The 21,593-nt window shown below is 66.6% G+C and carries 24 protein-coding genes and 2 tRNA genes; 15 read left to right on the plus strand and 11 right to left on the minus strand.

All coding sequences use genetic code 11. The features are described 5' to 3' along the window. Positions 1 to 33: 33 nt before the first annotated feature. Positions 34 to 1,179, plus strand: coding sequence for a cell wall hydrolase (locus V6R86_RS12480; protein WP_338504878.1), 1,146 nt, complete (start codon positions 34 to 36; stop codon positions 1,177 to 1,179). Between the two features lie 69 nt (positions 1,180 to 1,248). Here V6R86_RS12480 and V6R86_RS12485 read toward each other — a convergent pair. The 4 genes from V6R86_RS12485 to V6R86_RS12500 all read right to left on the minus strand — a co-directional run bounded on the left by V6R86_RS12485 (position 1,249) and on the right by V6R86_RS12500 (position 4,281). Then, a tRNA-Asp gene (locus V6R86_RS12485) sits at positions 1,249 to 1,325 on the minus strand. A gap of 90 nt (positions 1,326 to 1,415) precedes the next feature. Continuing rightward, positions 1,416 to 2,627 (minus strand): AI-2E family transporter, encoded by a 1,212-nt coding sequence (locus tag V6R86_RS12490; RefSeq protein ID WP_338504879.1) that lies wholly within the window; start codon positions 2,625 to 2,627, stop codon positions 1,416 to 1,418. 13 nt (positions 2,628 to 2,640) lie between these two features. After that, positions 2,641 to 2,982: a DUF962 domain-containing protein gene (locus tag V6R86_RS12495; protein WP_338504880.1), complete on the minus strand. Its 342-nt coding sequence runs from the start codon at positions 2,980 to 2,982 to the stop codon at positions 2,641 to 2,643. A 9-nt stretch (positions 2,983 to 2,991) separates the two neighbouring features. After that, a complete protein-coding gene (locus V6R86_RS12500) occupies positions 2,992 to 4,281 on the minus strand; it encodes a sodium:proton antiporter (RefSeq protein ID WP_338504881.1) in 1,290 nt (429 codons plus the stop codon). Positions 4,282 to 4,654: 373 nt separating this feature from the next. Between V6R86_RS12500 and V6R86_RS12505 the strand changes: the two genes are divergently transcribed. Both V6R86_RS12505 and V6R86_RS12510 read left to right on the plus strand, forming a co-directional pair. Beyond that, complete coding sequence (locus V6R86_RS12505; RefSeq protein WP_338504882.1) at positions 4,655 to 4,996, plus strand: hypothetical protein; 342 nt, start codon at positions 4,655 to 4,657, stop codon at positions 4,994 to 4,996. Positions 4,997 to 5,289: 293 nt separating this feature from the next. After that, complete coding sequence (locus tag V6R86_RS12510; RefSeq protein WP_338504883.1) at positions 5,290 to 5,880, plus strand: hypothetical protein; 591 nt, start codon at positions 5,290 to 5,292, stop codon at positions 5,878 to 5,880. Between the two features lie 66 nt (positions 5,881 to 5,946). On the opposite strand, the gene V6R86_RS12515 is transcribed toward V6R86_RS12510, so the two are convergent. The 3 genes from V6R86_RS12515 to V6R86_RS12525 all read right to left on the minus strand — a co-directional run bounded on the left by V6R86_RS12515 (position 5,947) and on the right by V6R86_RS12525 (position 7,924). Next, a tRNA-Leu gene (locus tag V6R86_RS12515) sits at positions 5,947 to 6,030 on the minus strand. Between the two features lie 59 nt (positions 6,031 to 6,089). Continuing rightward, positions 6,090 to 6,353, minus strand: a complete 264-nt coding sequence (locus V6R86_RS12520) for a hypothetical protein (RefSeq protein ID WP_338504884.1) — start codon at positions 6,351 to 6,353, stop codon at positions 6,090 to 6,092. Positions 6,354 to 6,415: 62 nt separating this feature from the next. Continuing rightward, entirely contained in the window at positions 6,416 to 7,924 is a 1,509-nt protein-coding gene (locus V6R86_RS12525; RefSeq protein ID WP_338504885.1) for a YifB family Mg chelatase-like AAA ATPase, read from the minus strand. 135 nt (positions 7,925 to 8,059) lie between these two features. Between V6R86_RS12525 and V6R86_RS12530 the strand changes: the two genes are divergently transcribed. The 9 genes from V6R86_RS12530 to dapE all read left to right on the plus strand — a co-directional run bounded on the left by V6R86_RS12530 (position 8,060) and on the right by dapE (position 14,022). Continuing rightward, positions 8,060 to 8,506: a hypothetical protein gene (locus tag V6R86_RS12530; protein WP_338504886.1), complete on the plus strand. Its 447-nt coding sequence runs from the start codon at positions 8,060 to 8,062 to the stop codon at positions 8,504 to 8,506. Positions 8,507 to 8,617: 111 nt separating this feature from the next. Continuing rightward, on the plus strand, positions 8,618 to 8,752 hold the full coding sequence (rpmH, locus tag V6R86_RS12535; protein WP_085219331.1) for a 50S ribosomal protein L34: 135 nt from the start codon (positions 8,618 to 8,620) through the stop codon (positions 8,750 to 8,752). Between the two features lie 56 nt (positions 8,753 to 8,808). Continuing rightward, positions 8,809 to 9,078 carry a ribonuclease P protein component gene (gene rnpA / locus V6R86_RS12540; RefSeq protein WP_338504887.1) on the plus strand — a complete coding sequence of 90 codons (270 nt, stop codon included), beginning with the start codon at positions 8,809 to 8,811 and terminating at the stop codon, positions 9,076 to 9,078. Continuing rightward, complete coding sequence (gene yidD / locus V6R86_RS12545; RefSeq protein WP_338504888.1) at positions 9,075 to 9,287, plus strand: membrane protein insertion efficiency factor YidD; 213 nt, start codon at positions 9,075 to 9,077, stop codon at positions 9,285 to 9,287. The genes rnpA and yidD overlap by 4 nt, the downstream gene beginning before the upstream one ends. A gap of 32 nt (positions 9,288 to 9,319) precedes the next feature. Next, the gene (yidC, locus tag V6R86_RS12550; RefSeq protein ID WP_338504889.1) at positions 9,320 to 11,071 is read left to right on the plus strand and encodes a membrane protein insertase YidC; all 1,752 of its coding nucleotides are present in this window, start codon (positions 9,320 to 9,322) and stop codon (positions 11,069 to 11,071) included. Continuing rightward, the gene (yihA, locus tag V6R86_RS12555) at positions 11,071 to 11,712 is read left to right on the plus strand and encodes a ribosome biogenesis GTP-binding protein YihA/YsxC (RefSeq protein WP_338504890.1); all 642 of its coding nucleotides are present in this window, start codon (positions 11,071 to 11,073) and stop codon (positions 11,710 to 11,712) included. The genes yidC and yihA overlap by 1 nt, the downstream gene beginning before the upstream one ends. Before the next feature lie 87 nt (positions 11,713 to 11,799). After that, a complete protein-coding gene (locus V6R86_RS12560; RefSeq protein ID WP_338504891.1) occupies positions 11,800 to 12,471 on the plus strand; it encodes a glutathione S-transferase family protein in 672 nt (223 codons plus the stop codon). Between the two features lie 21 nt (positions 12,472 to 12,492). Then, positions 12,493 to 12,849 (plus strand): hypothetical protein, encoded by a 357-nt coding sequence (locus tag V6R86_RS12565; protein WP_338504892.1) that lies wholly within the window; start codon positions 12,493 to 12,495, stop codon positions 12,847 to 12,849. Positions 12,850 to 12,888: 39 nt separating this feature from the next. After that, positions 12,889 to 14,022, plus strand: a complete 1,134-nt coding sequence (dapE, locus tag V6R86_RS12570; RefSeq protein ID WP_338504893.1) for a succinyl-diaminopimelate desuccinylase — start codon at positions 12,889 to 12,891, stop codon at positions 14,020 to 14,022. Here the strand turns inward: dapE and V6R86_RS12575 are convergent. The 4 genes from V6R86_RS12575 to V6R86_RS12590 form a co-directional block, all read right to left on the minus strand. Beyond that, positions 14,019 to 15,695 (minus strand): putative bifunctional diguanylate cyclase/phosphodiesterase, encoded by a 1,677-nt coding sequence (locus tag V6R86_RS12575; RefSeq protein ID WP_338504894.1) that lies wholly within the window; start codon positions 15,693 to 15,695, stop codon positions 14,019 to 14,021. The two genes, dapE and V6R86_RS12575, sit on opposite strands and share 4 nt — an antisense overlap. Positions 15,696 to 15,752: 57 nt before the next feature. After that, positions 15,753 to 16,301 (minus strand): Smr/MutS family protein, encoded by a 549-nt coding sequence (locus V6R86_RS12580; RefSeq protein ID WP_338504895.1) that lies wholly within the window; start codon positions 16,299 to 16,301, stop codon positions 15,753 to 15,755. Further along, positions 16,282 to 17,412: a murein transglycosylase A gene (gene mltA, locus V6R86_RS12585; protein ID WP_425335990.1), complete on the minus strand. Its 1,131-nt coding sequence runs from the start codon at positions 17,410 to 17,412 to the stop codon at positions 16,282 to 16,284. The genes V6R86_RS12580 and mltA overlap by 20 nt, the downstream gene beginning before the upstream one ends. 70 nt (positions 17,413 to 17,482) lie before the next feature. Next, positions 17,483 to 18,145, minus strand: a complete 663-nt coding sequence (locus V6R86_RS12590; protein ID WP_338504897.1) for a Tim44/TimA family putative adaptor protein — start codon at positions 18,143 to 18,145, stop codon at positions 17,483 to 17,485. Positions 18,146 to 18,352: 207 nt separating this feature from the next. Between V6R86_RS12590 and secB the strand changes: the two genes are divergently transcribed. From secB to trpS, 3 genes are read left to right on the plus strand one after another with little or no spacing between them, the layout of a single operon-like run. Next, on the plus strand, positions 18,353 to 18,874 hold the full coding sequence (gene secB / locus V6R86_RS12595; RefSeq protein ID WP_338504898.1) for a protein-export chaperone SecB: 522 nt from the start codon (positions 18,353 to 18,355) through the stop codon (positions 18,872 to 18,874). 54 nt (positions 18,875 to 18,928) lie between these two features. After that, complete coding sequence (gene murJ, locus V6R86_RS12600; protein WP_338504899.1) at positions 18,929 to 20,500, plus strand: murein biosynthesis integral membrane protein MurJ; 1,572 nt, start codon at positions 18,929 to 18,931, stop codon at positions 20,498 to 20,500. Further along, on the plus strand, positions 20,493 to 21,518 hold the full coding sequence (gene trpS / locus V6R86_RS12605) for a tryptophan--tRNA ligase (protein ID WP_338504900.1): 1,026 nt from the start codon (positions 20,493 to 20,495) through the stop codon (positions 21,516 to 21,518). Before murJ ends, trpS begins: the two co-directional genes overlap by 8 nt. Positions 21,519 to 21,593 lie beyond the last annotated feature (75 nt).

Consider the following 21,593-nt stretch of genomic DNA (forward strand, 5'->3'; position numbering starts at 1 on the left):
ACCGGCTGAGTTAGCTACCTCATACACCTTCCCATGACCTCCGCGACCCTCCCTTCCGACCGGCCTAGCCCGGTGAGCCAGGCCTTGAGCCTGCTGCGCGCTCGGCCGCGAGAAAGCGCCGGCGCAGGGCTACTGGCGCTCGCCGCCTGTCTGTCGGTCGCGGCGTTCGCCAACGACAGCCGCGCGCTGCCCGCGCAGCCGCAGGCTTCGGTCGAGGCGGCAACGCCGTCGGTGCAGGATCTCAACCCGTTCGCCGTGCGCCAGATCGCACCGACAGACGCGCAGAAGCTCAATGCGGCGGTGCCGCTGGCCAGCGGGCCGAACCCCGCCGCGACGCCGTTCGTGCTCAAGGCCGACGCCAAGATCTACAACCGCGCGCTCGAATGCCTGACGCAAGCGGTCTATTACGAAGCCGCGCGCGAGCCCGAAGAAGGCCAGCGCGGCGTCGCGCAGGTAGTGCTCAACCGGATGCGTCACCCCGCCTATCCGGCGAGCGTCTGCGCGGTCGTCTACCAAGGCGCCGAACGCCCGACCGGTTGCCAGTTCAGCTTCACTTGCGACGGTTCGCTCGCACGCGCGCCGATGCGCGACTATTGGGACCGCGCCCGCCGCGTCGCCGACGAGGCGCTGAAAGGCTATGTCGCCGCTTCGGTCGGCAACGCGACCCATTACCACGCCGATTATGTCGCGCCCTACTGGGCGCCGACGCTGACCAAGAATGCGGTGATCGGCGCGCACATCTTTTATCGCTGGAAGGGCGGCTGGGGCCAGCCCGCCGCCTTCACCCAGAGCTGGGCCAAGCGCGAAAGCGATCCCGCCTTCCTGCGCAGCGCCGCGCTGGCGGCCGAAGCGCGCTATGCGGCGATGACGCCCGACACGGCGGTGGCCACCACGCTTGCCGAAGCGCGGCAGAACTTGCCGCCTGAGCTCGCCAAGCTGGTTGCGCCCGAGATCGCGGCGGGTGGCGGCAAGCGCGTCGCGCTGCGTCTCGAAGCGCGCAAGCGGGTCGAGGAAGCGACGCGGGACGCCAAGCCCGCCGAAGTTGGCTCCAGCAGCCTCAATTGGGGCCTGACGGGCGCGCCTGTGGGCGAGGCCGAGCAGGCGCCGCTGGGCCGCAAGCCTGCCGACCCGGCGACGGCCTCGGCGGCCGCAAATGCCGCCCCGATCGGCGCGCAGTAAACACGGCTGACTGCCGACTGCGGCAAGGCAGCCTTGCGGCGATGCCGCATTACCAATGATGACAGGAAATGGCGCGAGTGACGGGGCTCGAACCCGCGACCTCCGGCGTGACAGGCCGGCGCTCTAACCAACTGAGCTACACCCGCGTTTGGTGTGGGCGGCCAACTAGGAGACATGGCCGGGAGCGTCAACCGCCTTTCTTGAGGCGGCACGCAGATATTGTCGGATGGCCCCGCCTAGGGACGCCCGACGAGCTTGGGATCGGGCGCGATCGGTTCGTCCTCGTCCTCGTCCTCTCCGGCGTGCGTCAACGTCCCCTGCTCGAACAGGAAGCCCGCAATATCGGGGGTGCCGGCGGCGGCGAACACGGTCTTGAGAATGATCAGCAAGGGAATCGCCAACAGCGCGCCGGTCGTTCCCCACACCCACGCCCAGAAGCTCAATGACAGCAGGATCAGCAGCGGATTGATGCGGACCCGTTTGCCGACCACCATCGGAGTGATGGCGTTCGCCTCCACCATGTGCAGCCCGATGAAAATCAGCGGCGGAAGAAGCGCGGTCCAGGGATCGGAAAAACTGATCATCCCGCCGAGTGCCAGCAGCAGCGCCGCCGCAATCGGCCCGAGATAGGGAATGTAATTCAGCACCGCGACGATGCCGCCCCACATCAACGGCGAATCCATCCCCAGCCACCATAGGATCCCTGCCATCAGCGCGCCCAGGGTCACATTGATAAGGGTGATGGTGCCAAGATAGGTGGATGTCGCGGCGACCACCTGCTGGATCACCCGCGCGGTGGTGAGCGCACCTTCGAAGCTGCCGCGGCTGGTGATGGTCGACTTCCGCATCGCGGTCCAACCGGACAGGAAAAAGAAGATCACCAGCAGCGCGAAGAAGAGCTGGATTAGCGCATGGGGGGCGGAACTGGTCAGCAGGTCCATCATGCTGTTGGGCGTTTCGACCTGCACCGTGCGCGCGCCGCCGACGCCGGTGGTCGCGCTCGGCAGCTGGTTGATGATCTTGTCGACGAACCGCTCGAGGTTCTTGACCAAAGCGAGGATCGGCTCGAGCGCGTCGCGCACCCGCCCGATCCGTTCGGGAAGAAGGGTCACCCAGTCGATCGCCGGGATAACGATCGACAACAAGGCGAAGGCCATCACCGCGAGGAAGATGATGACGCAGCTGAGCGCCGACATGGCCGACGGCAGCCCGCGCCGCTCGAACCATTCGAGCATCGGCACCAGTGCGATGGCGATGACCAGCGCGGCGGTGACAGGAAGAAAGAATTCGGCCCCCGCCCGGAGCGCAAAGGGAATGGCGAAGATCAGGCCGATGCCCGCGATCAGCGTCAGCGAGGCGAGCAGGCGGTCGCGTTTGATGGTGATATGTTCGGCGAGGACCGCTGCTTCGTCCTCGGCGTGATCGGTGCGTGAGGTGGGCGCGTCCATGGCGCCACTCTAGTCAGCCGTGAGGCGAGACGCCAGCGGCCCTGAGATGCGGCCCCAGCCGGCCACTCACCGCCAGAAAGAACATCCGAAAATCGCTGCGCAGGCTCCACCACGGATAGGTGAAGGTGGCTGGACGATTTTTCTCGACGAAGAAATGCGCGAACCAGGCGAAGCCGTAGCCGGCGAGCGGCATGGCGAGCAGCCACCACCAGTTGCCGGTGACCGCCAGCGTGATCGCGGCGGCGATGACCAGCGCGGTGCCGGCGTAGTGAAGCGCGCGGGTCCGCTGCCCTGCATGCTCGCGCAGGTAATAAGGCCAGAAGTCCTCGAAGGTCTTGTAGATGCGCTCGGCCATACTCGCAGCCTAGCGAGAGCTCTCCGCGCTCTCAACCGGGTTCGACGGCGGCACAGTGGGACCGGTCTGCTGCTCCCCCGTCACGCTCTCGACCGCGATTCCCGCGGTGAGGCCATGCACCAGCGTCGAGAGGAGAATGGTGCCGGCAATGGTGGCCCACAACTCATACTCGTTGGTGAGCTTCACATGGTGGCCGGCATAAGCGAGATAATAGATCGAGCCGATCCCGCGCACGCCATAGAAAGCAACCACCGCCCGCTCGCGCCCGTGCAACACCGTGCCGACCAGCGACAACCACGCCGCGGCCGGACGGATCACGAGGATCAGCACGGCGGCGATCATCGCATTGGCGGGCGTGAAATGCGGCCACAGAACCGGCAGCACCGCGCCCAGGCCGACCAACAGGATGGCGGTCAGCGCATGCTCGAGCGATTCGGAGAAATCGTGCAGCCGCTTGTGGAAATCGTGCGAGCTTTCGGACCGGCGGAGGGTGAGGCCCGCGACAAAGGCGGCGATGAAGCCATAACCTTCGACAAGCTCGGTCGCGCCATAGGCGAGCAGCACCCCGGCAAAGGCGATCACCCCGCTCTCGGTCCTCGCCAGCGCATTCTCGCGCGGCCAATCGAACAGGAGCTTGCCGAGCAGCCAGCCGACCGCCGCGCCCGACAGGCCCCCGACCACGACCCGGTACAGGACGTCGCGAAGCGCCCATTCGCCGGCGAGGTCCCAGCTGATCATCCCCGCGCTGGCGACCAGGATACCAAGATGGACGAAGGGAAAGGCCAGGCCGTCGTTCAGCCCTGCTTCGGTGGTCAGCGTAAAGCGAACGGGATGCTCACCCCCTTCGAGCGGCGGCCCGACGGCGACATCGGCGGCCAGCACCGGATCGGTCGGCGCCAGCACCGCGCCCAATAGCAGCGCGCCGGCGAACGTCATGCCGGCCGCGAACCAGCCGAATAGCGCCAGGGCCGCGATGCACAGCGGCATGGCGATCAGCAGCAGCCGCACGGTCGGTGCCCATTGCTTCCTGTCGATCAGGCGGTCGATCCTGAGCCCGGTGCCGAACAGGCCGACGATGACGCAGATCTCGGCCATGATCTCCCACCCGCGCGGCTCTTCCACCGGATTCAACGCCTCGCGCATGCCCGGAAAGGGCAGAAAGGCGAGAAAGCCGACCAGGATCAGCAAGGCCGACGCAGCCGGCTCGCGCCCGGAGAGAAAGCGGGGCAGCCAGAAGGCGATCAGGATGGCGAAGCCGACCCCGGCCAGCCCGATGTGATAGGTTTCAAATCCAAACATGTCCGCGCTCAATGCTCCTGAGCGCGGTTCGGGCGCGAAGGCAAGGCGGTCAGGGTCACCAAGGTCACCGGTGGAGGGGTGTTCGAGCGATGTGACTTTGACGGCATGAATGGCTCAATTGCGAGATTTACGGGCGAGCGCCGAAGGTCACACGCTGTGACCTACAGGACGTGCGAGAAGATCCGGATGGCGGAGAAGAAGGTCGACGAGGGAAAGAGCCTGGCGGCGACGCGCCTCGATTGCCTGAGCAATTGAAACCCTATATTGCAAGCGGTGGTTGAATGTCGGCAATGGGTGGAAAGCGGACATTCGATATGCTCATCTTGATATGATGCGAGCCCGAAGTATCCGCAGAAAAAGAAAACTAGCGGCGTTGCTGGGCCTCGTCGGCTGCATCGCAGCAACTACATGGCTCTACGACCACCGCCATTTTTCCTTCCAATGGCCGAGGAACATCCAGCAGGAAGTGCTCGGAACGACTATCGCTACTGATGACAGCCTCATCTCCAAAGAGCGGCATTTCTCTCAATTCGGCGAAGGCTTCGCGAGATGGCGTTACAAGGCCGACGCCTCTGCGTCTGACCTAAGGCGTCTCTGTGGAGAAACCGACGTGGCGACTTGCCAATTCACCCGCTCCCGCAAAGTTGAAGACGGGGCTGATGTGTCAGTAAGCCTTTCAAGAGGCGTGCTTACCATTGAAGAGGTGTGGAACTAGCGTCTGCTTAGGGTGGAAAGCAGACATACGAGGGCTACGAGAACCACCGTTCATGCATAGCTTGGAGGAAGGGCTGGTCCGCAACCGGATAACCAGATGCAGAACCTATGACGGAATCGATGCCACAGTTCGGACACTCAGCCGTGTTCCCATCATCCCACCAGTCTTCAATTTCGGCTGGGGCTAAGGTCTGGCGACAATAGAAGCAGCCACACATGGCGCTTCGCTCAATCTCTTCCCGATGGTTGCTGCTGTGCTTGTGCGCCGCATCTAGAATGTCGCAAGGATAACCCATGCCTCGTCATATCGGCGAGCACGGAATGTCCGCAATGGGTCGAAAGCAGCCATTGCGCACTACCGGTGAAGATCCGAAACGTCTGACTTGGCTTAGTGGCTACCGGAGCCGGAAGATGAAGTACGCCTGTCTTTTCGCAGCTATGGCGGGGTCTTTTCTATGGAGCGAAGCAAGTGCCGCTGAGCTTGCTGGCCCGGGTCGGTTCTGCGGATATTCGCCGATCATCGATCTGCGAGCCGGAGAAAAGGTCGTCACCCTCGAGGGCGGCATTCATGGCGGCACCTTCAGATGGGAAGGATCGTTTGGCGCTCTCGACGTGCACGGCATCGGTTGGGCCAGCCGCCCGCCGGGACGGATCGTCACGGCAGCGTCCGAACAGGGGCCTTTTCGCTTTGCGCAGCGGCGAACGAAGACTGGTTACAGAGTTGCACTCTGGAACGGGGCGCAGGGCGCGGCCTATTTCGAGTCACCCCGACCGATCAGCACGGAACAGCTTCAGGCAATCGACCGAGTTGCTTCGTTTCAGGAGGGGGAGACGCCGTCCGGATGCAATCTTCGCACGATCTTCTCGTGGAATACCGTGGGCTGACTGATTGAGACGAAAGTCGACATTCGCGAAGAACGTCTCTGCGAGCTCTAACAAGCTCTTGCGGTTTGGTGCCCCCGGTCCGACTCGAACGGACACGTCTCTCGACAACCGATTTTGAGTCGGTCGCGTCTACCATTCCGCCACGGGGGCTTCGCAGCGCTTCGTAGGAGAAGGCGGCGGCGCGGGCAAGGCCGCGAGACGCCGCCATGTCAGTCGCCGTGCTTGCGCGTCGCCAGACTGACGTTCCGGTCGTGTCCGCTCTTGTCGCTGAAGAAAGCCGCCGCGAACAGCCCGCAGCCGAGCAGTACGGAGATGAACACCCCGCCGATCACCGCCACCACCATGTGAAGATAGAGTTCGCCCGATGCGCCAAGATAGAGGAGCGCGCCGGCGGTGAGCACCAGGCCGGAGAGGATGATAAGCTTCATCACCCGGCGGAAATCAGCGGCGGCCTTGATGCGATCGGTCGGCATGGGGAGCCTATGCGGCAAGCGTAGCGATGCCGACAGTGGACATAGTGTCCAAGCGGCTCGCCTCAGTTGCGCGGCGCGGCGCGGCGGTAGCTCAGGGCTTCGGCAACGTGCAGGCGGCCGACCGTCTCGCTTCCCGCGAGATCGGCGATGGTGCGGGCGACGCGCAGCACGCGGTGATAGCCGCGCGCGCTGAGCCGGGTGGCGGCGGCGGCGTCAGCAAGCAGGCGGCGGCCGGGCTCGTCGGGGGTGGCCACCTCGTCGAGCAGTTCGCCGTCCGCCTCGGCATTCGTCCGGGCCCCGTGTCCGTGGTAGCGCTGCGACTGGATGTCGCGCGCCCGGGCGACGCGTGCGGCCACCGCCTCGCTGCCTTCCGCCGGCGGCGGCAGGGACAGGTCGGCGGCGGTCACGCCCGCGACCTCGATATGCAGGTCGATCCGGTCGAGCAGCGGCCCCGAGACCCGCGCTTGATAATCGGCGGCGCAGCGGGGCGCGCGGGCGCAGGCGAGCGCGGGGTCGCCGAGATGCCCGCAGCGGCAGGGGTTCATCGCCGCCACGAGCTGCACCCGCGCGGGAAAAGTCAGGTGGCTGTTGGCCCGCGCCACGCTGACCGTGCCGGTTTCGAGCGGCTGTCGCAGGCCGTCGAGCACGGCACGCTGGAATTCGGGCAGCTCGTCAAGGAACAGCACGCCGAGATGTGCGAGGCTGATCTCGCCCGGGCGCACCTTCAGCCCGCCGCCGACCAGCGCGGGCATCGACGCGCTGTGATGCGGCGAGCGGAACGGCCGCCGCCTCTTCATCTGCCCGCCCTCCATTTCGCCCGCGACCGACGCGACCATCGAGACTTCGAGCGCTTCGGCCGGAGTGAGCGGCGGCAGAATGCCGGGAAGACAGGCGGCGAGCAGCGACTTGCCTGCGCCGGGCGGCCCGCTCATCAGCAGGTTGTGGCCGCCGGCAGCGGCGATCTCCAAGGCGCGTTTGGCGACTTCCTGGCCCTTGACCTGCCGCAGGTCTGGTCCGCCCGCCGGCGCTTCGGCCTTGCCCGGAGGCGGTGCGGGCAGCAGCGTGGTGCCCTTGAGATGCGCCAGCAGCGACAGGAGGTCAGCTGCGGCCAACACCTCGATCTGCCCCGCCCACGCCGCTTCGGCGCCTTGTATGGCGGGACAGATCAGCCCTTTTTCGGCGCCCGAAGCGTGAAGCGCCGCAAGCAGCACGCCGGGCGAGGCGTTGATGCGCCCGTCTAGCGACAGTTCGCCGACGACCACATAGTGGCTCAGCGTTTCGGCATCGACCACGCCCACCGCGGCGAGCAGGCCGAGCGCGATCGGCAGATCGAAATGGCTGCCTTCCTTTGGGAGGTCGGCGGGCGACAGGTTGACGGTGATGACCTTGGGCGGAAGCGCGAGGCCGATGGCGGTCAGCGCGGCGCGCACCCGCTCGCGGCTTTCGGCCACCGCCTTGTCGGGCAGGCCGACGATGACGAAGCGCGGGATCCCGGTGGAGAGTTGGACCTGCACCTCGACGGCGCGGGCTTCGAGTCCGAGATAGGCGACGGTGGACACGATCGCGACCATCAGGCGCGTGCCCCCTTCCCCAGCACTGTCGAACGCAAAGGGCCCCCTAGCTCGGCACCGCGGAGGCTAATCGCATTGCCGCGGCCGGGCAAGCGCGCCCTTGCCCCGGCGTCTTAGCGACCTACATCACCGCGCATGACCCTCGGCGCTCGCCTTCGCGCACTTCGCGACACGCGCTTGGCGCAGAGCCTGCTGTTCGGGCTGGGGCTGTTTCTGCTGTTCGTCGCCGCACCCTTGTCTTCGCCCCTGCCCGGCCCCGGCGGCACCCTGCTTGCGGTCGCGGGCCTGACCCTCATCCTGCGCACCAGCCTGTGGGCCAAGCGCCGTTATGTCCGGTTCAAGCGCTGGCAGCCCCGCGCGGGAAGCTGGTTCGACTGGGGCCTGCGCCGGGGCAGCGCCAAGCGGCGCGAGGCCTTGAAGAAAGAGCGCGAGCGGCTCGAGTCGCCACCTCGCTCAGAAGTTGCCCGTATCGACGACCCCTTGCCCAAGGCCGGATTCGAGCTGGCGCCGATCGATCCGACGCCGGCCGAAACCGCCCCGGCCGAGGTGCCGGCGAGTGCCGAAAAAGGCGCGCGGCGTTGACTTCGCGCCTCGCCTTGCGTAGTGGCCCCCCAAGCAATGCGGCTGCCCCTGATTGGGCGGCCCTTTTTGTTCCAAACGACGAATCTGATCTTACTTTCGAGGCAATGAGCGATGAAGCGCACTTTTCAGCCCAGCAATCTCGTCCGCAAGCGGCGTCACGGTTTCCGCACGCGCTCGGCGACGGTTGGCGGCCGCAAGGTGCTGGCAGCCCGTCGTGCGCGCGGCCGCAAGAAGCTCAGCGCTTAATCACCTTACAAAAGCGCGCTGATTTCCTGGCTGCGAACAGCGGCCGGCGCGCTGCCATGCCCGGCTTCGTCCTGCTGATGCGCCCCCGCGGCGACGGCGACGAAGCGATGCGCATCGGCTATACGGTCAGCAAGAAGGTCGGCAACGCGGTTGTGCGCAACCGCATGAAGCGTCGCTTGCGCGCGCTCGCCGCCGAACTGCTGCCGACGAGCGGCGTGCCGGGCGCGGACCATGTGCTGATCGGCCGGCAAAGCGGGATCGAGCGCGATTATGCCCAGCTGCGCGCCGAGCTGACCAAGGCGCTCGGCAAGGTCGCCCGCGCGTGATCGCCAGGCTCCTGATCCTGATCGCACGCGGCTGGCAGATCGGCCCGTCGGCCATCCTGCCGCCGTCCTGCCGTTTCCAGCCCAGCTGTTCAGCCTATGCAATTACCGCGCTCACCCGCTATAGGGCGCTGCGCGGAAGCTGGCTGGCCCTAAAGAGAATCGGCCGCTGCCATCCGTGGGGCGGCCAAGGCCCAGACCCAGTACCTTGACGCCCGGTACCCTGACGAGGACATGATCTGACGTGAGCAGCGATACCCGCAACATGATCCTCGCCATCGTGCTGAGTACGCTTGTGCTGCTCGGCTGGGGTCTGGTGTCCGAACGATATTTCCCGGCGCCCAAGCCGGCCCCGAAAGCGGCTCCGGCGACCCCCGGCGCGCCTGCGGCGACCCCCGGCACGCCTGCGGCAAATGTCGCGGCGCCCGGTACGGTGGCCGCAGCCCCCACGCTGACCCCGACCCAGGCGTTCCGGAGCGTGCCGCGCGTGCGGATCGAGACGCCGAACCTGATCGGTTCGCTCAGCCTCAAGGGCGCGACCTTCGATGACCTGCGGATGGTCAATCAGACAGACCGCGTCGGCAAGGGCGCGCAGCCGGCGCGGCTGCTCAGCCCGGCGGGTGCCAACGGAGCTTATTTCGCGCGCTTCGGCTGGACCGGCCAGGGCGTCGCTGTGCCCGACGCCAACACCGTCTGGACCCCGAGTGCTCCGACCCTGACCCCTGGCAAGCCGGTGACGCTGAGCTGGACCAACCCGACGGGCCAGCGCTTTGAGTTGCTGGTGTCGGTCGACGACGGCTATCTGTTCACCGTCACCCAGAAGGTGTCGAACCTAGGCGGCGGCCCGGTCGCGGTGCGGCCGTTCGGCCTCCTCAGCCGCGCCAATGCCGGCCCCGATGCCAAGTCGGACGGCTGGACCCACCATGTCGGCCCGATGAGCGTGATCGACGGCCGTTCCGACTATGACGTGAATTACAGCACCCTCGACGAAGACGGCGCCCAGCGTTTCACGGGCAACAACGGGTGGGTCGGGTTCACCGACAAATATTGGCTGACCGCCCTCGCCCCGGCCGGCAACGCGCCGCTGAACGCCAGCCTGCGCCGCGGCCAGGGCACCAGCTACCAGGCCGACTACGCCCTCGATCCCGCGATCGTCGCGCCGGGCCGCGCGGTCCAGGCGACCACGCACCTCTTCGCCGGGGCCAAGGAAAAGAAGTGGCTCGACGCTTATGAAGCCTCGGGCGCGGTGCCGGTCATCTCCGATTCGATCGACTGGGGCTGGTTCGAATTCTTCATGCGGCCAATCTTCGCGCTGCTGATCTGGCTGTTCAACACGATCGGCAACTTCGGCTGGGCGATCATCGCGCTGACCTTCATCGTCCGCCTGCTGATGTATCCGATCTTCGACCGCCAGTTCCGCTCGATGGCGGGGATGCGCGCGATGCAGCCCAAGATGAAGGAGCTGCAGGAGCGTCACAAGGACGACAAGACCAAGATGCAGCAGGAGCTGCTCGAGCTGTACAAGCGCGAGAAGATCAATCCGGCTGCCGGCTGTCTGCCGATCCTGATCCAGATCCCGGTGTTCTACGCGCTCTACAAGGTGCTGACGGTGACCGTGGAGATGCGTCATCAGCCGTGGGCGCTGTGGATCAAGGATCTGTCGGCGCCCGACCCGCTTACCCCGGTCAACCTGTTCGGCTTGCTGAACTTCGATCCCCCGGGCCTGCTGCACCTCGGCGTGCTGCCGATCCTGCTTGGCATCACCATGTGGCTGCAGTTCAAGCTTAATCCGGCGCCGATGGACGATATGCAGAAGCAGATCTTCTCGATCATGCCGTGGGTGATGATGTTCGCCATGGCCCCGTTCGCGGCGGGCCTGCAGCTTTACTGGGTGGTATCCAATATTCTCGGCATCGCGCAGCAGAAGTATCTGTATTCAAAGTATGACGCCGAGAAGATTGCCGCCAAGGCCGGGGTGGCGACGGCGAAGACCTGATGGACGAGACCGCCCCCGACCTCACCGAACGCGCGCGCAAGCTGTTCGCGGGGCCGGTCGAGTTCCTGAAGTCCGCGCCGGGGCTCGAATTCCTGCCGGGTGCCGACGTGCCGGAGATCGCCTTTGCGGGCCGCTCCAACGTCGGCAAGAGCTCGCTCTTGAACGCCATCACCGGGCGCAACAAGCTGGCGCGCACTTCCAACACCCCGGGCCGGACGCAGGAGCTGAACTTCTTCGACGTCGGAAATCCGCTGACCCTGCGGCTGGTCGATATGCCGGGCTATGGCTTTGCCGAAGCGCCCCGCGACATGGTCAAGCGCTGGCGCTTTCTGGTCAACGACTACCTTCGCGGACGGCAGGTGCTGAAGCGCGCGGTGGTGCTGATCGACAGCCGGCACGGCGTGAAGCCGGTCGACCACGAGATCATGAACATGCTCGATGCCGCCGCGGTCGGCTATCGGCTGGTCCTGACCAAGGCCGACAAGATCAAGGCGACCGACCTCGACAAGGTCCGCGCCGCGACCGAGGCCGAAGCCCGCAAACGCCCCGCCGCCTTCCCGCAGCTGATCGCCACCTCGTCGGAAAAAGGCATGGGGATCGCCGAAGTTCGGGCCGCAGTGCTCGAGGATGCGTTGAGCTGATCGTCATCCCGGCGCAGGCCGGGATCTCAGGCGTTCAGCACCCAACCCACGGAGGTCCCGGCCTCCGCCGGGACGACGGAGACAAGATTGCTCAAGCTCATTCTCGGCAACAAAGCCTATTCCTCCTGGTCGATGCGCGGCTGGCTGGCGCTCAAGGCATCGGACCTCGAATTCGAGGAACTAGTGGTGCCCCTTTACGACGGCGGCTGGAACGAGCGCCGCGAGGGCGACGAATTCGCGCCCTCCTCCGGCAAGGTGCCCTTGCTGTGGCACGACGACCTGGTCGTCTGGGACAGCCTGGCGATCATCGAATATTGCGCCGATCTGACCGAGATCACGCATTACTGGCCCGAGGATCTCGCTGCGCGGGCCATGGCCCGGTCGATGGCGGCCGAAATGCATTCCAGCTTCGCCTCGCTGCGCCGCGAATGCCCGATGAACGTGCGCCGCAACGTCGCGATGCCGGACCTCAGCCGCGAGACAATCGCCGACATCAACCGCATCCTCGTCCTATGGGCGCAGGCCCGCGCCCGGCATGGCGGCAGCGGCCCGTTCCTGTTCGGGGAATGGAGTGCGGCGGACATGATGTACGCGCCGGTCGTTACCCGCTTCCTCACTTATTCGATCCCCGTGCCCCCGTTCGCCCGGCAATATATGTCGGACGTGCTGCGCCAACCCCATGTCGCGGAATGGATCGAATCGGCGCAGGACGAACCGTGGGTGATTGAACAATATGAAGGCGACAAGGGAACCGCCTGACGGCCCGTTCGTCCTGAAAATGTGCGTAAATTTTTCCTTATCGCGGCGGTTCTAACCGTTTCCGCCTGTGCCACCCCGCGGGAGCGCATCGCCGATAGCCTGACCGGTTATGGCCTCGACGAAGCCCGCGCCGATTGCGTCGGATCGGAACTTCAGCGCAATCTGTCGCTGGGCCAGTTGCAGGAACTCGGCCGCGCCGCCCGGGCGTTCAAGGAACGCGATCCCAATCCTTCGCGGCTGACCGTGGACGACCTCCTCCGCGTCGCCAGCCAGGTGCGCGATCCACGGGTCCCGATCGAAGTTGCCAAGGCCGCCGGCCGCTGCCGGCTGACGCCGCTCGGCTTCGCCCCGGCCAAACTGGACATGGACGCCGCCTGAGTTTGTCGGCAGCCGCTGCTTGCTGCTAGCGGTTCCGCCATGCTTCTCATCGATCCCGTCGATCTCGCCGCACGGCTGATTTCCGTCCCCTCCGTCACTCCCGCCTCGGGCCCCGTGTTCGATGTGCTCGACGAGGCGCTGAGCGGGCTCGGCTTCACCGTGCATCGCTTCATCCTCGGCGCCGCGCCGGACGGGCCGACCGAGAACATGGTGGCGATCCGCGAGCGCGGGCCGGGACCGCATATCGGGTTCGCCGGCCATCTCGACGTGGTGCCCGCGGGAGAGGGCTGGACGGGCGACGCCTTCGCGGCGCGGATTGAGGACGGCCGCCTGATCGGGCGCGGGGCCAACGACATGAAAAGCGCCATCGCCGCCGCGGTCGCGGCCGTGTCGGAAATTGATCAGCAGTCGGGCACCCTTTCCTTTCTCATCACCGGGGACGAGGAAGGCTATGCGACCTTTGGCACGCCGCGGATCATCGACTGGCTGAACGAGCGCGCCATCCGCCCCGACATGATCCTGATCGGCGAGCCGACCAGCGAGACGCGGCTTGGCGACACGGTGAAGATCGGACGGCGTGGGTCACTCAATTTCTGGCTGACCGCCAAGGGCGTGCAAGGCCACGTCGCCTACCCGCACAAGGCCGACAACCCGGTACCCCGGCTGGCGCGGGTGGTGGCGGCGCTATCGGCGCTCCACCTCGACGACGGGACCGATGCCTTTCCGCCCTCCAACCTCGAATTCGTTGCGCTGGGCACGCCGACCGCGGCCAGCAACCTCATTCCGGGCGAAGCCAGCGCGCAGGGCAATATCCGCTTCAACAACCTGCACACGGGCGACCAACTGATCCGCCTGCTGACCGACACCGCCCATGCGATCGATCCGACCATCGAGCTACGGACGCGCATCTCCGGCGAGGCGTTCCTGACCCCGCCGGGCAAGCTCTACGATCTCGTGACCGACGCCATCCGGGCCGAATGCGGGATCGAGCCCGAGCTTTCCACCGGCGGCGGGACGTCGGACGGGCGGTTCCTGATCAAGTTGTGTCCGGTGGTCGATTTCGGCCTTCCCAATGCCACCATGCACAAGGTCGGCGAAAGCGCGGCGGTCGCCGATATCGAAACGCTGGCACGCCTTTACCGGCGCGTGTTCGAAGGTGGTTTGGCCGCCTAGGCGGCGCTGCGTCCTTCGCTCACCGCATGGCTGGTCCAGGCGAGAAAGTCGCGCTCGATCATCGGCTCGGCGAAGACGAAGCCCTGGATGGTCTCGCAGCCCATGGTGCGCAGGATGTCGGCCTGCGCCACGGTTTCGACCGCCTCGGCGACCAGCTCGCACTCGACCCCGCGGACCAGCTGGATCACCGCCTGCACCACATTACGCGCCTGCTCGCTCGAAGTGATGTCGTGGATGAGCGACTGGTCGAGCTTGACCCGGTCGATCGGTAACTGGCGCAGCCGCGCGATGTTGGAATAGCCGGTGCCGAAGTCGTCCAGCGCAATGGTCGCGCCCTCGCGGCGCAGCTCGGCGATATCGGCCAGGGTCGCTTTCGAGCATTCCATCGCGGTGGTTTCGGTGATCTCGACCTCGATCCGATCGAGCGCCACCCCGGCGTCGCCGAAGATCTGCCGCAGCCGGGGGAAGAAGTCCTGCCGTTCGAGCTGGCGCGGCGAGACATTAAAGGACACCCGGCGCGATCCGCCGCCATGCTCGTCCCAGCAAGCCAGCATCGCCGCGACTTCGGCCATCACCCAATCGCCGATATCGTTGATGACCCCGGTCTGCTCGGCAATGCCGATGAAGTACGTGGGCGGCACGGCGCCCAGCGTCGGATGGTTCCAGCGAAGCAGGGCTTCGGCCCCGGTCACCGCGCCGCTGCCGAGGCTGAGTTGCGGTTGCAGGACGAGGCTGAATTCGTCGCGCTGGACGGCGTCGGCGAGCGCTTTTTCGGTGTCGAGCCGGTGCTGATGCTCCTGCGCAAGGGCATCGCTGAACAGGCAATGCTGGTGCCCGCCCCGCGCCTTGGCCCGGTACATGGAGATGTCGGCGGCTCGCATCAGTTCCTCGACGCTGCGTCCGTGATCTGGCGCGAGCGCGAGCCCGACCGACGCGCCGACATCGATGCTGTGGCCGTGCAGCTCGAACGGCTCGCCGATCGCCAGCACCACCCGCCGGGCGATCCGCTCGGCCTCGGCCGTGCTGACGTCGGGAAACAGAAGCGTGAATTCGTCCCCGGCAAGGCGGGCGAGAAGCGACCGGCGGGCGCTGGCGGCGGCTTCGCTGTTGATCAGCACGCGTAGCCGGTTCGCGACCATGATCAGCAGCTGGTCGCCGCGGGCATGGCCGAGGCTGTCGTTGACCGCCTTGAAGCGGTCGAGATCGATGAACAGCATTGCGGCGGAGCGGCCCTCGGGCTTCGCCAAGCTCCGCTCGGCCTCGGCGCGGAAATTGAGGCGGTTGGGCAGGCTGGTGACCGGATCGTACATGCCCAGCGCCTGGGCATTGTCGATCGAGCTGCGCACTTCGGCGAACAGGCTGTCCACCGCCGCCGCCACCTTGGGCATGACCCGGCGCACCGATTCGGGTGCGGGGCTGGTGAGGTCGCCTTCTTCCACCGCCAGCAGGCGATCGCGCAGCGCGGCCAGGGCACGCGCGCCTTCGCTGTTGGGCCGTTCGGCGGCGATATAGCAGACCACCAAGCAGAAGGCGCCGGCGACCAGCGCGGCGGTGATCTGCTGCGGTAACTGGGTAATGGTGATGAAGGCGTAGAGCGAGAAGACGAACGACGCGACGCCGGCCAGCCCCGACAGGAGCATGTTGCTGATCTTGTGTGCGGTGCCGACCTTCATCACCGCGGCACTGTTACGGCGGCGGAGTTAAGAAGCGGTTTAGCGTGAAAAGCGGCGCTAGCGGCGGAGGATCAGATACAGGCTCCCACCCCCGCCGTGGCGGCGATGGGCGCTGCGGACGGCGGCGATCCGCTCGGCATGGCGCGACACCGCCAGCCAGTCGTGGACCGCGGCGCGGATCTTGCCGCGCTGGATCGGCGGCTCGCCCGGGCGGTGGTGCCCGGTGATGAGGAGAATGACCCGGTCGCCCAGCGCCACCGCCCGCTCCAGCGCTTGATCGAGCGCGTCATAAGCGCGTTCGAGATTGTGGCCGTGAAGATCAACCGTGCGGTCGACGGGGACGTTTCCGGTCTTGAGCCGGCGCTCCCAATGGCCGTCGAGATTGCCGTGAATGGTCGCCCGGCGCAGCGGCGCGGCGGTGACCGGCCGCGGCGGCGGCACGCGTCCCTTTACCAGCCTCGGCGGTGCGACGGGGACCGGGGCAACAGCGACAGGCGCCGCGATCGGACGAGGCGGGACGGCGGGCTTTGCGTCCCGGCTCAGCGGCGTGATGGTCGCGGTGACCCGCTCCCACAACGCCGCTTCCTCAGGGCTGAGCGACCGCATTGGGGGCGAGCAGGCGCGCGACGCTGGTCTTGGGCAGCAGGATCAGCGCTTCGCCCTTGGCCGACATGCCGCCGGCGATCCGCCGCGCGTCTTCGCCAGCACCCCAGAAGGTGTCGAAGCGATTGGCGCCCTTGATCGCGCCGCCAGTATCCTGCGCCACCCACAGGCCGTCGGCATCGTTCATCACGACGTCGAGCCAGATGGGCGCGCCCAGCGGCACGAACATCGGATCGGTCGCGACGGTGCCGCGCGGGGTCACCGGCAGGCCGAGCGCGCCGAGTGGGCCCGGCCCGGTCAATTCCTTAAAAAAGATCTTGGACAGGTTCTCGCGCATCAGGCTCATGCCGCCATCGGGCTGCGCGCGCATCCAGCGCTTGATCGAATCCATGTCGGCACCGCCGGGCGGCAGGATGCCCCGGTCGCGCAGGAGCTTGCCGACCCCGACATATTCGCGGCCGTTCTGATTGTCGTAGCCGATCCGCATGACCGAGCCGTCCGGCAGCTTCAGCCGGCCCGAGCCCTGGATTTCGAGAAAGAACATGTCGATCGGGTCGGCGGCGTAAGCGAGCTCGAGCCCCTTCCCCGCCAATGCACCGTCATAGACTTCGCCGCGAGTGTAATAAGGCACGCACTGGCCCGTCTCGTCGAGGCGGCCGCGTCCGGTGGTCCCGTCGGCGCGGGTGCAGCGGATGAGGTCGGGCGGCGTGCGATAGATCGGCAGCGCATAGCCCGGCCCCGGCACCCGCGAGCCGAGGATTTCGGGCTCCCAATAGCCGGTGGCGAAGGCAGGCTCCGACCCGACCTTTACCCAGGAAAAGCTGGTGGCGAAAAAGCGCTGGGCGTCGGCCGCGGTGTTCGGCAGCGCGCGCGCTTCGTCACAGACCACGCGCCAGTCCGCGCCTTGGGTCAGTCCCGAGGTGTCGGGACGGCGAACGACCGAGGGGCAGGAGATGCGAAACGCTTCCAGCGCCCGCACCGCCGCTTCGTCGGTGAAGGTGCGCGGCGCGGCCGGGGTGATGCCGGCGAGGGCGGCCGTGGCCGGCTTGGGCGGAACCGGCGGCGGCACCGGCACCGGCGTCGTAACGGGCGGCGCGGGCTCCACCGGCGGCATGGGACGGGTGGCGCAGGCGGCCAGCGACAGGGCGAGCAGCGCTCCCAGCCCGAATTTCACCGGGGTCACCTCAGTCGTCGTCGGTTTCGATCAGGATCCAGTTCGGATCGTTGCTGCCGAGGTCGCGGCGGAAGGTCCAGCGGTCGCGGGTCTGGACCGCATCGCTGAGGCTGCCGGCAAGGACATTGTTGTCCGCATCGCGGGTCACCGCGGCGATGTCGGCTTCGAAGCGGACCGTGACGGTGGCAACCTTGCCCGCGACATTGGCGGCGGTGATGATCGCCTGCTCGACCGCGATCAAACGGTTATCGAGCCGCTGACCGGCAGCCTCGCGCTCGGCGATGGCTTCGTCGAACGCACCGGCGATTTCGGGATCGAGGAAACCGCGCACCTCGTCGATGTTGCCCTTCCAGAAGGCCTCGAGGATCATCCGGTACGCACCTTGCGCCCCTTCGAGGAAGCGGGCGACATCGAAGCTCGGATCGGCCGAAAGCAGCGCGCGGACACCCGGCCCGGCGGTCGGCAGATACGCCGTATCGAGCGGTTCGGCCGAGGGGTTGACGACATTGGCCTGCGCCGGCTGCGCCATTTCGGCCTGACGGGCGAGGGTCGGACGCGGCTCGTTGGCGTTGCGCGGAAGCTGCTGCTCGTGCCCGGTGCGTTCGCCGAGCACGCTGTACAGGCGCAACCCGACAAACAAAGCGACCAGCGCGAGGATGATGATCGAAACCAAGAGTGTTCGCCTTCTTTCCCAACGGGAAGTTCATAGGAGCAACGCTTAACATAGGCACTGGTGCCCGGCTCGCAAACCCATAGCCTAAAGCCTTGCTCGCGCCATTGCACCGCTTTGGCCCGGCTGCTAGTCGCCCGCCCCGAACAAGCCGCGGGATGCAGCCGTTTTCCCGCCATTTCTTTTAGCATGTTTGAGGGCACGAACCACATGGCCGCTTCCGATCCCGTTTCCGCCGGTGCCAACGGCGCCATCGACCAGGGCGCCACCGATGCCCCGCAGGTCGCCGCGCTGGCGCAATATGTGAAGGACCTGTCGGTCGAAAATCCCTCGGCCCCGCAGGTTTTCCAGTGGAACGAGCAGCCGCAGCTTGACGTCCAGTTCAACATCGCGGTCAACAAGGTCGCCGACGACGTCCACGAAGTGGTGCTCAAGATCGACGCGTCGGCCCGCTCGGCCTCGGGCGTGCAGTTCGTGCTGGACCTGAGCTACGCCGGCATTTTCGGGCTTCGCAATATCCCTGAGGAGCAGCTTCCGCCCTTCCTGCTGGTCGAAGGCCCGCGGCTCCTCTTCCCGTTCGCGCGCCAGGTCGTCGCCGCCGCGACGCAGGACGCGGGCTTCCCGCCGCTGATGCTCGATCCGATCGATTTCGCCGGCATCTACCTCAGCCAGGTGGAAGCCGCGCAGGCGCAGGGCGGCGACCAGCCACAGGGCGAGCCCACCGTTCAGTAAAAAACGGGCGCTCCCCGGTGACGGGGAGCTGCCACTCGGGGGAGCGGGCGCGAGATGAATCTCCTCAAGGCCACCGGCACCATCGGCGGGCTGACTCTGGTCAGCCGCATCCTCGGCTTCGCGCGCGAAATGCTGATGAGCCGGATCATGGGCGCGTCGGCCGCGGCGGACGCCTTTTTCGTCGCCTTCCGCCTCCCCAACACCTTCCGCCGCCTGTTCGGCGAAGGGGCGTTCAGTGCCGGCTTCGTCCCCCTCTACGCCCAGCGCCTGCAGGGCGAGAACGGTGAGGCGGAGGCCAAGAAATTCTCCGAAGAAGTCCTCGCGGTCTTTCTTCCGACGCTGGTGATCTTCACTCTCATCTTTCAGCTCATCATGCCGGCGTTTGTCGCCGCCATTTCGGGCTATTCGGGGGAAAAGCTCGAGCTTGCGACCTATCTCACCCGGATCACCTTTCCCTACCTGATCCTGATCAGCCTGGTGTCGCTGTGGGCGGGCATCCTCAACAGCCTGGCGAAATTTACTGCCGCCGCCTTTGCGCCGGCGCTGCTGAACCTGTGCATGATGCTGGCGCTGATCCTGTTTCCGCAGGGCGGCGACTACACCGCCTTCTGGCTGGCGGTGGCAGTGACGCTGGGCGGGGTGGTCCAGCTTGCCCTGCTGATCATCTCGGCGATGCGCGCGGGCGTATCGCTGCGCCTGCGCAAGCCCAAGATCACGCCCGGCGTGAAGCAGTTCCTGGTGGTCGTCATCCCCGCCACTTTGGGCGCCGGCGTCTATCAGATCAGCGCCTTCATCGACACCTTCTTCCTCGCCCGCATCGGCACCGGCGCCTTGAGCTGGTTCAACTATGCCGACCGCCTCAACCAGCTTCCGCTCGGTGTGATCGGCGCCGCGCTCGGCACCGCCATCCTGCCGCAGATCAGCCGCTTCGTCGGCGCGAACGAGCCCGACAAGGCCGCCCATGTCCAGGCGCAGGCGCTCGATCTCGGCATGTTCCTGACCCTGCCGGCCGCGCTTGCTTTGTGCGTCGCCGCCGGGCCGCTCGCCGGCGCGCTGTTCCAGGGCGGCGAGTTCACCACGCGTGACGCCGACATCACCGCCACCGTGCTGTCGATCATCGTGCTCGGCCTGCCCGCCTATGTGCTGGTCAAAGTGCTCACCCCCGGCTTCTATTCACGCCAGGATACCGCCACCCCGGTCAAGACCGCCGCCGTGGTGCTGGTCGTCAACGTCGTCCTCAATTTTGTCGTCCAGTCACTGTCGACCGACCCCTTGTTCCGGATCGCAGGCCTCAGCGCCGTGATCGCCATCACCAGCTGGCTCAACTGCGCCATCCTTTACGTCATCCTCCACCGCCGCGGACATTTCCGCGTGCCGGGCTGGCTGGCGAGCCGGGTGTTCCGGCAACTCCTCGCCGGCGCGGTGATGGTGGCGGCGCTCTACGGCCTCGAGATCGCCTTCGCCGACTGGTTCACCGGCAGCGCCGGACGCCGCATCATCGCGGTGGGCGCGCTGGTCGGCATCGGCATGGGCATCTACTTCCCGCTGTGCTGGGCGATCGGCGGGGTCGATCGGCAGGCGTTCAAGGACCTCCTCCGCCGCAAGAGACCCGCCGCCAATGCCTGACGCCGCCGCAGCCACGCCCGTGACGAGAGTGCTGTCGGGCATTCAACCGACCGGCAACCTCCATCTCGGCAATTTGCTTGGCGCGATCCTGCGCTGGGTGCGGATGCAGGACGAGGCGCCGTGCCTGTTCTTTCTCGCCGACCTCCACTCGCTGAGCGACCACATTCCCGCCGACACCCGCCGCGCGCAGGTCCGCAGCATGGCGGCGGCGCTGATCGCCAGCGGGATCGACCCCGACAAGGCAGTGCTGTTCGCCCAGTCCGACGTCCCCGCCCACGCCGAGCTCTGCTGGCTCTTGAACGGCACCGCCCGCATGGGCTGGCTTCACCGGATGACCCAGTGGAAGGACAAATCGGGCAAGAACAAGGAAGGCGCGTCGGTCGCCCTGTTCGACTATCCCGTCCTCCAGGCCGCCGACATCCTGCTTTACCAGGCCAGCCACGTCCCCGTCGGCGAGGACCAGAAACAGCATATCGAGCTGACCCGCGACATCGCGAACAAGTTCAACCTCGACACCGGCACCGAGACTTTTGTCGTGCCCGAGCCGTTCATCGGCGGCGGGGTCGCGGCGCGGGTCATGTCCTTGCGCGACGGCAGCGCCAAGATGAGCAAGTCCGACCCGTCGGACATGAGCCGCATCAACCTTATCGACAGCGACGACGAGATCGCCGCCAAGATCCGCAAGGCCCGCACCGATCCCGAGTCGCTGCCGGGTGATCCCGACTTGCTCAAGGAGCGGCCCGAAGCGCGCAACCTCGTCGGCATCATGGCCGCGGTCACTGGCGAGAGCGAGACCGCCATACTCGCCCGCTTCGAAGGCCAGGGCTTCGGCGCGTTCAAGCCCGCGCTCGCCGACGCGCTGGTCGCCGCTATCTCGCCGATCCGTAGCCGCTACGAGGCGCTGCAGGGCGATCATGCCGAGCTCGACCGCTTGCTCGATGAGGGGGCGGCCAAGGCGAACGAACTGGCCGCGCCGACCCTGCTCGCGGCCAAGCGGGCGCTGGGCCTCGGGCGCTGAGACATCCTCGGTTCACCGCCGCGCCGCCACCCTTCATCGACGGTTCAAGTCACTTGGCGCTATAAGCGTCTCGTT

The sequence above is a fragment of the Sphingomonas kaistensis genome (genome assembly GCF_036884275.1).
In the GTDB taxonomy this organism is placed as follows: Bacteria; Pseudomonadota; Alphaproteobacteria; order Sphingomonadales; family Sphingomonadaceae; genus Sphingomicrobium; species Sphingomicrobium kaistense_A.